The organism is Streptomyces sp. FH025 (assembly GCF_017427025.1).
Taxonomy (GTDB): domain Bacteria; phylum Actinomycetota; class Actinomycetes; order Streptomycetales; family Streptomycetaceae; genus Kitasatospora.
In genome coordinates this window covers 1-10,721 of record NZ_JAFLNG010000224.1, presented here as the reverse complement: position 1 = coordinate 10,721, position 10,721 = coordinate 1, and the positions used below count along the sequence as shown (strand labels likewise).

At 75.4% G+C, this 10,721-nt stretch carries 7 protein-coding genes; all 7 read left to right on the top strand.

What is annotated here, in order from left to right:
* Positions 1 to 2,646, top strand: a 2,646-nt coding sequence (infB, locus tag J0670_RS17735) for a translation initiation factor IF-2 (protein ID WP_207812581.1), incomplete at its 5' end; no start/stop codon positions are given.
* A gap of 153 nt (positions 2,647 to 2,799) precedes the next feature.
* Positions 2,800 to 3,096: a DUF503 domain-containing protein gene (locus J0670_RS17730; RefSeq protein ID WP_196949803.1), complete on the top strand. Its 297-nt coding sequence runs from the start codon at positions 2,800 to 2,802 to the stop codon at positions 3,094 to 3,096.
* A 153-nt stretch (positions 3,097 to 3,249) separates the two neighbouring features.
* The gene (gene rbfA, locus J0670_RS17725; RefSeq protein ID WP_207812580.1) at positions 3,250 to 3,690 is read left to right on the top strand and encodes a 30S ribosome-binding factor RbfA; all 441 of its coding nucleotides are present in this window, start codon (positions 3,250 to 3,252) and stop codon (positions 3,688 to 3,690) included.
* A 2-nt stretch (positions 3,691 to 3,692) separates the two neighbouring features.
* Positions 3,693 to 4,796, top strand: coding sequence for a bifunctional oligoribonuclease/PAP phosphatase NrnA (locus J0670_RS17720; protein ID WP_207812579.1), 1,104 nt, complete (start codon positions 3,693 to 3,695; stop codon positions 4,794 to 4,796).
* Between the two features lie 51 nt (positions 4,797 to 4,847).
* Positions 4,848 to 5,777 carry a tRNA pseudouridine(55) synthase TruB gene (truB, locus tag J0670_RS17715; RefSeq protein WP_207812578.1) on the top strand — a complete coding sequence of 310 codons (930 nt, stop codon included), beginning with the start codon at positions 4,848 to 4,850 and terminating at the stop codon, positions 5,775 to 5,777.
* A gap of 204 nt (positions 5,778 to 5,981) precedes the next feature.
* Positions 5,982 to 9,578, top strand: coding sequence for a serine protease (locus tag J0670_RS17710; RefSeq protein WP_207812577.1), 3,597 nt, complete (start codon positions 5,982 to 5,984; stop codon positions 9,576 to 9,578).
* Positions 9,579 to 9,641: 63 nt separating this feature from the next.
* On the top strand, positions 9,642 to 10,586 hold the full coding sequence (locus tag J0670_RS17705) for a bifunctional riboflavin kinase/FAD synthetase (protein WP_207812576.1): 945 nt from the start codon (positions 9,642 to 9,644) through the stop codon (positions 10,584 to 10,586).
* The last annotated feature ends 135 nt before the right edge of the window (positions 10,587 to 10,721 follow it).

Below are 10,721 nucleotides of genomic sequence, written 5' to 3'. Positions count from 1 at the left end.
ACCCAGGCCCCGCGCCCGGGTGGCCAGGCCTCCGGCGGCGCCCGTCCGGGCCCGCGTCCGGCCGGCCCGCGTCCGGGCAACAACCCCTTCACCTCGGGCAGCGCCACCGGCATGGCCCGCCCCGGCGACCGCCGTCAGGGCGCGCCGGGTGCCCGTCCGGGTGCTCCGGGTGCGCAGGGCGGCGACCGTCCGCGTCCCGGTGGCGACCGTCCGCGTCCGGGCGGTGCTCCGGGTGCCGGTGCGCCGCGTCCGGGTGGCGACCGTCCGCGTCCGGGTGGCGCTCCGGGTGCCGGTGCGCCGCGTCCGGGTGGCGACCGTCCGCGTCCGGGTGGCGCTCCGGGTGCCGGTGCGCCGCGTCCCGGTGGTGCCCCGCGTCCCGACGGCATGCCGCGTCCGGCCGCGCCGCGTCCCGGTGGCCCGACCCCGTCCGGCATGCCGCGCCCGAACCCGGGCATGATGCCGCAGCGTCCGGCCGGCCCGCGTCCGGGCCCGGGTGGCCGTGGTCCGGGTGGCCCCGGCGGTCGTCCGGGTGGTCCGGGTGCCGGTGGCGCCCGTCCCGGCTTCCAGGGCCGTCCGGCCGGTCCGGGCTCGCGTCCGGCCGGTGGCGGCTTCGGCGGCCCGCGTCCGGGTGGCGGTGCTCCGGGTGGTGGCGGCGGCTTCGGCCCGCGTCCCGGTGGCTTCGGCGGTCGTCCCGGCGGCCCGGGTGCCCGTGGTGGCACGCAGGGCGCCTTCGGTCGTGGCCCGGGTGGTCGCCCGGCTCGCGGTCGCAAGTCGAAGCGGGCGAAGCGCCAGGAGTACGAGGCCATGCAGGCCCCGTCCGTCGGCGGTGTGATGCTGCCTCGCGGCAACGGCCAGACCGTTCGCCTGTCGAGCGGCGCCTCGCTGATGGACTTCGCGGAGAAGATCAACGCCAACCCGGCCGCGCTCGTCTCCGTCATGTTCAACCTCGGTGAGATGGTCACCGCGACGCAGTCGGTCTCCGACGCGACGCTGCAGCTGCTGGCCGACGAGATGGGCTTCCAGCTCGAGATCGTCAGCCGGGAGGACGAGGACCGCGAGCTGCTGGAGTCGTTCGACATCGACTTCGGTGCCAACGAGGGCGGCGACGAGCTGCTGGCCCCGCGCCCGCCGGTCGTCACCGTCATGGGTCACGTCGACCACGGTAAGACCCGCCTGCTGGACGCCATCCGCAAGTCCAACGTGGTGGCCGGCGAGGCCGGTGGCATCACCCAGCACATCGGTGCCTACCAGGTCGTCACCGAGGTGAACGGCGAGCAGCGCCCGATCACCTTCCTCGACACCCCGGGTCACGAGGCGTTCTCCGCCATGCGTGCCCGTGGTGCCAAGTCCACCGACATCGCGATCCTGGTGGTCGCGGCCAACGACGGTGTCATGCCGCAGACGGTCGAGGCGCTGAACCACGCCAAGGCCGCCGGTGTGCCGATCGTGGTCGCCGTCAACAAGATCGACGTCGAGGGCGCCGACCCGACCAAGGTCCGCGGTCAGCTGACCGAGTTCGGCCTGGTGGCCGAGGAGTACGGCGGCGACACCATGTTCGTCGACATCTCCGCGCGCCAGGGCCTGCACATCGACCAGCTGCTGGAGGCCGTGGTCCTGACCGCGGACGCCTCGCTGGACCTGCGGGCCAACCCCGAGCAGGACGCGCAGGGTATCGCCATCGAGGCGCACCTGGACAAGGGCCGCGGCGCCATGGCGACCGTGCTCGTGCAGCGCGGTACGCTCCGCGTCGGCGACTCGATCGTCGTGGGCGACGCCTACGGCCGTGTCCGCGCGATGCTGGACGAGAACGGCAACAGCCTCAGCGAGGCCGGCCCGTCCCGCCCGGTGCTGCTGCTCGGTCTGACCTCGGTGCCCCGCGCCGGCGACAGCTTCATCGTCGTCGACGAGGACCGCACCGCCCGTCAGATCGCCGAGAAGCGCTCGGCCCGCGACCGCAACGCCGCCTTCGCGCAGCGTCGGGTCCGGGTGTCCCTGGAGGACCTGGACAAGGCCATCGCCGCCGGCTCCATCGAGCAGCTCAACCTCATCATCAAGGGTGACGTCTCCGGTTCGGTCGAGGCCCTCGAGGACGCCCTCGTCAAGCTGGACGTGGGCGAGGAGGTCGAGCTCCGGGTCCTGCACCGCGGTGTGGGTGCCATCACCGAGTCCGACGTGGACCTGGCGATGGGCTCGGACGCCATCATCATCGGCTTCAACGTGCGCGCCGAAGGCCGTGCGCGTGCCGCGGCCGACAAGGAAGGCGTGGACGTCCGGTACTACTCGGTCATCTACCAGGCGATCGAGGAGATCGAGAACGCCCTCAAGGGCATGCTCAAGCCGGAGTTCGAGGAGGTGCGCCTCGGCGCCGCGGAGATCCGCGAGGTCTTCCGCTCCTCCAAGTTCGGCAACATCGCCGGTGTCCTGGTCCGCGACGGCATCATCCGCCGCAACGCCAAGGCCCGCCTGCTGCGCGACGGCAAGGTCGTGGCGGAGAGCCTCACCATCGAGGGTCTGCGCCGCTTCAAGGACGACGCGACCGAGGTCCGCGAGGGCTTCGAGGCCGGTGTCACCCTGGGGTCGTTCAACGACATCAAGGTCGACGACATCATCGAGACCTACGAGATGCGCGAGAAGCCGCGCGTGTAATCGCTGGTCACCGGGGCCGGTCGACGGGTGGTATTTCCGTCGACCGGCCCCGGTCTCGCTGTGTAGGGTCCGGGGTAGTCAGATGTCACGGCGTCAGCCCCGTCGGGGGCTGTACGCTCCCGAGGCCTTCCAGGTCGGCGAGACCTGTCACACATGTTCGTGGGAACACTCACCTTCGACCTGCTGCTGGGCGACGTCCACTCGCTCAAGGAGAAGCGTTCGATCGTGCGGCCCATCGTGGCCGAACTGCAGCGCAAGTACAGCGTGTGCGCTGCCGAGACCGGGAACCAGGATCTGCACCGCCGGGCCGAGATCGGCCTCGCGGTGGTGTCCGGCGATGCCGGGTACGTCACCGAGATCCTGGACAGCTGTGAGCGGTTGGTCGCCGGCCGCCCCGAGGTGCAGCTCCTCTCCGCGAGGAGGCGCTACCACAACGACGACGACGAATGAGGACCGTGGAGCCGGCCGGCGGAAGTCGCCGTTCTCACACGGATCAGGACCGATAGCGCCCGCAAGGCCGGGCGCGGGCCGGTACTTTGGGGCTTGGGCCCCGACGGGTGCGCAGCTCGCCCGGGTACCGGGCCCACTGCACGAGGAGGCAACGTGACCGACACCGCAAGGGCGCGCAAGCTCGCCGACCGCATCCAGGTGGTCGTCGCCCAGACCCTGGAGCGGCGGATCAAGGACCCCCGCCTGGGGTTCGTGACCATCACCGACACCCGGGTCACCGGCGACCTGCGCGAGGCCACCGTCTTCTACACCGTCTTCGGTGACGAGACCGAGCGCGAGGCCACCGCGGCCGCGCTGGAGAGCGCCAAGGGCGTGATCCGCTCCGAGGTCGGCAAGATCGGTGTGCGCTTCACCCCGACGCTGACCTTCGTCGCGGACGCGCTGCCGGACAACGCCCGGAACATCGACGACCTGCTCGACCGGGCCCGGACCTCCGACGCCGCCGTGCGCACCCAGGCCGCGGGGGCGAGCTACGCGGGCGACGCCGACCCGTACCGGGTCCCGGCGTCCGAGCGTGACGACGAGGACGAGTAGTCATGGCGGGTGAGCCGGCCCAGGCCGCCTCGCGAGCCGGTTCCACCACGGGGGCGTCCTCCACCAGCACGGTGGAGGGTGCCCCCGTGGCGCTCCCGGGGCCGCGCGTCGAGGAGAGCGGCACCGAGCTGCTCTGGCAGCAGGTTGTGGCGGAGATCGGGCGGGCCCGCTCGATCGACCTGATCTGCCACATCTGCCCGGACGGCGACGCGCTGGGCTCCTCGCTGGCGGCGGGGCTCGCGCTGCGCGGGCTCGGCAAGCAGGTGCGGGTCTCCTTCGGCGACGACCCGCAGATCGTGCCCGAGTCGCTGGCCTTCCTGCCCGGCCAGGAGCTGATCGTGCCGGCCGCCGAGGTGCCGGACGTGCCCGAGCTGGTGCTCTGCTTCGACGTCGCCGCGCGGAGCCGGCTGGGCCTGCTGCACGACAAGGCCTTCGCCGCGCCCGTTCTGGTGGTGTTCGACCACCACGCCTCCAACCCGGGCTTCGGCACCCACCAGCTGATCGACCCGGCCGCGCCGGCCACCGCCGTCCTCGTGGACGAACTGCTGCGCCGGCTCGGCGTCGAGCTCGACCAGGACCTGGCCACCTGCCTCTACACCGGGGTCGCCACCGACACCGGCTCCTTCAAGTACCGGGCCACCACGCCCGCCACCCACGAGCTGGCCGGGCGGCTGCTGGCCACCGGCATCCGGCACGACCTGATCTCCCGGCAGCTGTGGGACACCTCCTCCTTCGGCTACCTCAAGGTGCTCGCGGCCGCGCTGGACCGGGCCGTCTACGAGCCGGACGCGGCCGGCGGGCTGGGCCTGGTGTGGACCTGGGTGCCCTACCAGGACCTGGCGCTGTTCAGCGTCACGGTCGAGGAGATCGAGGGGCTGATCGACATCCTGCGCCGGCCGGCCGAGGCCGAGGTGGCGCTGGTGCTCAAGCAGGACCCGGACGGCACGCTGCGCGGCTCCTCGCGTTCCAAGGGCGCGGTGGACGTCGCCGCCGCCTGCACCGAACTGGGCGGCGGGGGGCACGTCTTCGCGGCCGGGTTCAGTGTCCGGGAGGACGTGGCCGCGGTGGTCGAGAGGTTCCGGTCCGCGCTGCGGCCGGTACGTTGAGCATCTCGCGAACGCCGTTTCGCGCATGCCGTTTTTGAGAGAAAGAACCCGATGAAGCGCAAAGGCACCGGCCCGGACGGCCTGGTGATCGTCGACAAGCCCGAGGGCATCACCTCGCACGGGGTCGTCGCCAAGATGCGGTGGCTGGCCGGGACGAGGAAGGTCGGGCACGCCGGCACCCTGGACCCGATGGCCACCGGCGTCCTGGTGATCGGCGTGGAGCGGGCCACCCGGCTGCTCGGCCACCTGATGCTGACCGCCAAGACCTACGAGGCGACCATCCGGCTCGGCCAGACCACCATCACCGACGACCGCGAGGGCGAGATCACCTCCGCCGCTCCGGCGGACGGCGTCACCCGGGAGGCGATCGACGCCGGGATCGCCGCGCTCACCGGCGAGATCATGCAGGTGCCGTCCAAGGTCAGCGCGATCAAGATCGACGGCAAGCGGTCGTACGCGCGGGTGCGCGAGGGCGAGGACTTCGAGCTGGCGGCCCGGCCGACCACGATCCACTCCTTCACCGTGCACGAGCAGCGCGCGGCCGTCGCCGAGGACGGCACGCCGGTGATCGACCTGGACGTGACCGTGGAGTGCTCCTCCGGTACCTACATCCGGGCCCTGGCCCGCGACCTGGGCGCCGGACTGGGCGTCGGCGGGCACCTCACCGCGCTGCGGCGCACCAAGGTCGGGCCGTACGGGGTGGAGTCGGCACGCACCCTGGAGCAGCTGGAGGCCGCCGTCACCGGGGAGTCCGCCACCGGGCTGGAGGTGCTGCCGATCGCGGAGGCCGCGGCGGCCGCCTTCCCGCGCTGGGACCTGGACGAGGACTCGGCGAAGAAGCTCTCGCACGGCGCCCGGCTGAAGGCGCCCGGGCTGGGCGTGGACGGGCCGATCGCGGTGTTCGGGCCGGACGGGCGCTTCCTCGCGCTGGTCGAGGAGAAGGGCGGGCAGGCGAAGCCGGTGGCGGTGTTCGTCGGCTGAGTGCCCTGTGGCCGTGCGCAGCCCCCGTCGGGAGTCATCCCGGCGGGGGCTTCACCTTTGGGAGCCCTTCACTCGAACAGGGGGCACCCTGACGAGGGAGCGCGCGAGGTGAAAGGGCGTGGTGAACGGCGCGGGAGCGGTCGGGGGGCCGCTCCGGCGGGCAGGCTCCCGGCGGTGAGCGAGCGACGGTCGAGGGGGCCACTCATGCCGGGGTTTCTGGAGGGCGATCCGGGGCGGTACCTGCTGCGGATCCGCGACCTCAACGGGCGGTTGCACGGCTTAGGGTTCGTCGCCGACCCGCAGGGCGGCGTGCTCACCGCGTACGAGGCCGTGGCGGGCGTGGACCGGGTGGTGCTGCACACCCACGGCGGGCAGACCCGGGTGCTCGGCCCGGAGGCCGTGCTGCCGCTGCCCGAGCACGGGCTGGCCCTGCTGCGCACCGACGCGGTCGGCGGGCTGCCGGTGCCGCCGCTGCCGGTGGCCGTGGCGGGGGCCGGGCACGAGGTGCTGCTGCCCGCGCTCACCGCTGAGGACGGACTGGCGGTCGCGCTGCGCTGCGGGCTGCTGGGCGTCACCGCGGCGGCGTCCGGCACGAGCCTGCCGGGCGGGGTGCTGCTGCTGGACGTGCCGGTGGTCGGCGGGGTCGTGGTGCCGGCCGGCTCGCCGGTGCTGGACGCCCGCAGCGGCGCCGTGGTCGCGGTGGCCGCGCCCACCCTGCGCGGCCCCGAGCACGGCGGGGCGCTGCCGGCGGTGGCCGCGGGCGGCGGGACGGCGGTCGCGCAGGAGCTGGCCGGGCTGCTGGCGCGCAACGCGGCGGCCGTGCCCGCGTACGGCCCTGCGCTCAACCTGGCCGGGGTGCTGCGGCTGACGGCCGCCCAGCTGGCGGCCGCCGGGGCCGGACCGGACCGGGTGGCCGCGCTGGCCGCCGACCGGGTGGACCGGTCGGACGGCCTGACCGGGGCCGAGCCCTCGGCGACCGTCACCGCTCTGGTGGGCGCCCCCGGCAGCGGGCGCTCCACCGAGCTGGCCGCCCTCGCCGTGCGCCGCTCCGGCGGCGACCGGCCGCTGCCCACCCTCTGGCTGCGCGGCGCCGACCTGCGCGCCGGGGACCGCTCGCTCGCCGAACCGGTGGCGCGGGCGCTGGCCGCGGCCGCGGCCGGGCTCGGTATCACGGCACCGCCGCCCGCGCCGGTGGCGGCGCTGTGCGCGGCGGCCGGGCGGCCGCTGCTGGTGGTGCTGGACGCCCCCGAGGAGGCCCCGGTACCGCTGGGCCCGCGCTGGCTGCGCGGCGCCGGGCAGTGGCTGACCGGCTGCGGGGCGCGGCTGCTGACGGCCTGCGGCGAGGAGGTCTGGGAACGGCTCGCGGCCGAGCCCTGGGGGAGTGGCACCGCCGCCGGTCGGCACCTGGCGGAGCCGGGCCCGGACGGCGACCTGGCCAGCGCCCCCACCGTCCGGATGGACGCCGGCGGAGCGGGCGCGCCGACCCTGGCCGGGCACCGGCTCGGCCCGCTGCCCGCCGAGGCGGCCGAGCGGGTGCGCCGCCGCTACGGGCTGCCGCCGGGCCGGCCGAGCGCCGCCGAGGACGCGCGGCATCCACTGGCCGTCCGACTGGCCGGGGAGCTGTGGGCGCAGGGCGTGCGCGACGAAGCGCCGTGCCGCGGCGAGCTGTTCGGCGCCCACCTGGACCTCTGCTGTCTGCGGGTGGCGCAGCGGCTGGCCGAGGACGGCCGCCCGCGGCGGCCGGGCGCGCACCGCCGGGGCACCGCCCGGCCCGCCGACGGACCGCGGCGGCGGGTTCGCAGGCTCGCGGCGGCGGTGGCCGGGCGGGTGCACGAGGCGGCCCGGCGGATGCTCGGCGAGGAGTCGGGGGGTCTGCCCCGGGAGGCGTTCGAGGAGCTGTTCCCGGCCGACGGCGGCTGGGCCACGGCGGTGCTCGCCGAGGGGCTGTTCGTCCCGGCCGGGCCCGGATTCCGGTTCGCGCACGGGGAGTTCGCCGACTGGCTGCAGGGCCTGCACCTGGACCTGGACGCAGCGCTGCGGCTGCTGCTCGGCGAGGCCGAGGACACTCCCGCCCCGCCCGTCGGCGGGGAGGAGGTGAGCGGCCGGGCCGTGGAGGCCGGCCCGGTGCCCCGGCACCGGATCGGGCCGGTCGCGGCCGCGCTGCGCAAGGTCGCCGAGACCTGGGGCGCGCCCGCCCTGGACCCGTGGCTGCACCGGATCTGGCGGGCCTTGGACCTGTGCCCGCCGGGCGGCGAGCCCTCCTGGTGGGCGGCCCGGCTGCTCACCGCAGGACTGGCCGCCAGCCCGGACCGGGCCGAACACCGGGCGCTGCTGGATCAGTTGGCGAACCGGATCGCCGAGCGGGCCGCCGCCGCGGGCGGGTGGCGGGCGCTCGGTGGGCTGGAGCGCTTCGACCCGGCGTTCTGGACCGGCCTCGGGCTGCCGGTCGAGGCCGAACTCGCGCTGCTGCGCCGCCTGGTGGCCGCCGACGGCCCCGGACAGGGCTTCCTCGGCGCGGTGGTCGAGCGGCTGCGCGCCGATCCGGTCGCGGTCTTCCCCGCGCTGTGCGCCTGGTTCGAGGACCGGCACGGCCTGCCCGGCCGCGGCGTCGCCGACCTCGCCCACGACCTTCTGTACGCCCACCGGCGGCTGGCCCTGGACGAGTTGGCCGACGCGCTGGCCGACGCCGCGCACCCGGGGGCGGACGCCCTGCTCACCGTGCTCGCCGCAGAGGAACCCTCCGCGCTGTGCCGCGCGGTGGACCGCTGGAGCCACGACCGGCGGCCCGAACGCCACGTCGCGGCCGCCGTGCACGCGCTGCGGACGGCCCCGTACGCGTCCGGGGCGGGGGCCGAACTGCTGCGGTACACCGCGCTGACCCTGCTCGCCCGCGAGGACGAACCGGGCCTGCACGGTGCCGCGCTGGCCCTGCTGGTGGGCGACCCGGCGACCAGGGCCGCCCACCTGGGCGCCGCGCTCGCCCTGCACCGGACCGGCGGCGACGCCTTCCTCACCGCGCGGGCGCTGGCCCCGGCCCTGGAGAGCGATCCGGAGCCCGTCCTGGCCGCGCTCGCCGACGGGCTGACGGCCCCCGGCGCCGCCCCCGCCGAGACCCTGCGGGTGCTCGCCGACGCCCGAGGCCCACTGACCGCCCGGCGCGGCGCCGAACTGGCCGCCCGGCTGCTGCGCGAGCACCCGCTGCTGGCCGGGCCGGTCGCCGTCGACTACCTGGGCCGCCGGCTGGCCCGGGCCGCGATCGACGGCCCGGCCGCCCGGCTGGAACTCCGGGTGCTGCTCGGCGCGGCGCTGGCCGTCCGTACGGCCGCCGTCCGCAGGCCCTTCGCCGAGGTGCTGTCCGTCCCGGTGGCCGACCCGGCGGCGGACGCGCTGCGCTGCGAGCTGCTGGACACCCTGCTCGCCACCGAGACCGACCCGGTGGTGCTGACCGCCGCCGTCGAGCGGCTCGCCGAGCACTGCGCGGTGGAGAATCCCGTACGGGCCCGCGCCGTGCTGGCCCGTACGGCTCCCGCGCTGGCGATCGCGGACGAGCTGCTGGTGCGCTGCGCCGGGCGTTCGGCGGCCTTCGCGCAGCTGCTCGCCCGGTGGCCGCGCGATGCCGCCCCGACCGCTCCGGACGGCCCCCGGCTGGCCCGGATGCGGGCCCTGGCGGCGGCCGGGCGGGACCCTCAGTACGCCGCCGCCGAGGCCGAACGGGCCGTACCCGCGCGGGCCCTCCGTGCACCGGTGCGTTCAACCCCCATTCCGGTGGCCGAGCCGGGGCAGGCGCATGGCACGCTATAGGGGTTCGGGTTTGAGCGTTTGAGCGTACGAGGGTACGCACCGTAGGGAACAAGGAGCGGTCGGGTGCAGCGCTGGCGTGGCCTGGAGGAGATCCCCGGTGACTGGGGACGCAGCGTCGTCACCATCGGCTCGTTCGACGGGGTGCACCGCGGACATCAGCTGATCATCGGCCGGGCGGTCGAGCGCGCCCGCGAACTCGGCCTCCCCTCGGTCGTGGTGACCTTCGACCCGCACCCGCGCGAGGTGATCCGCCCGGGCAGCCACCCGCTGCTGCTCGCGCCGCACCCGCGCCGCGCCGAGCTGATCGCCGAGCTGGGCGTGGACGCGGTGCTGGTGCTGCCGTTCACCACGGAGTTCTCCCAGGAGTCCCCGGAGACCTTCGTCCGGCAGGTGCTGGTGGAGGCGCTGCACGCCCGGGTCGTCATCGAGGGGCCCAACTTCCGCTTCGGGCACCGGGCCGCCGGGAACGTGACGCTGCTCACCGAGCTGGGCCGGGAGGACGACTTCGAGGTCGAGGTGGTCGACCTCCAGGTGTGCGGCACCGCCGGGGACGGCGAGCCGTTCTCCTCCAGCCTGACCCGCCGGCTGGTCGAGACCGGGGACATGGAGGGGGCCAACGAGGTGCTGGGCCGCCCGCACCGGGTCGAGGGCGTGGTGGTGCGCGGCGCGCAGCGCGGCCGCGAGCTGGGCTACCCGACCGCCAACGTCGAGACCGTGCAGCACAGCGCGATCCCGGCCGACGGCGTGTACGCGGGCTGGTTGACCGCCGGCGGGGAGCGGATGCCCGCCGCGATCTCGGTCGGCACCAACCCGACCTTCGACGGCACCGCCCGCACCGTCGAGGCGTACGCCATCGACCGGGTCGGCCTGGACCTGTACGGGCTGCACGTGGCCGTGGACTTCCTGGCCTACCTGCGCGGGATGGAGAAGTTCGACTCCATCGAGGCGCTGCTGGACCGGATGGCCGACGACGTCAAGCGCGCGCGTGAGCTGACCGACGGGGTCTGACCCCGGAGCACGGACGAGGGCCCGCCGACTCGGATCGGCGGGCCTCGTCGTGTGTCACTGCCGGGGCGGCTGCGGCGGGTATCCGTACCCGGGCGGCGGAGGCTGGTAGCCGTCCGGCTCGGCCGGCGGGGCGGG

Bases quoted from the DNA above. Each gene is read 5' to 3' on its own strand.
- J0670_RS17730 (WP_196949803.1), top strand. From the start codon at position 2,800: ATGTTCGTGGGAACACTCACCTTCGACCTGCTGCTGGGCGACGTCCAC.
- J0670_RS17720 (WP_207812579.1), top strand. From the start codon at position 3,693: ATGGCGGGTGAGCCGGCCCAGGCCGCCTCGCGAGCCGGTTCCACCACG.
- truB (WP_207812578.1), top strand. From the start codon at position 4,848: ATGAAGCGCAAAGGCACCGGCCCGGACGGCCTGGTGATCGTCGACAAG.
- J0670_RS17710 (WP_207812577.1), top strand. From the start codon at position 5,982: ATGCCGGGGTTTCTGGAGGGCGATCCGGGGCGGTACCTGCTGCGGATC.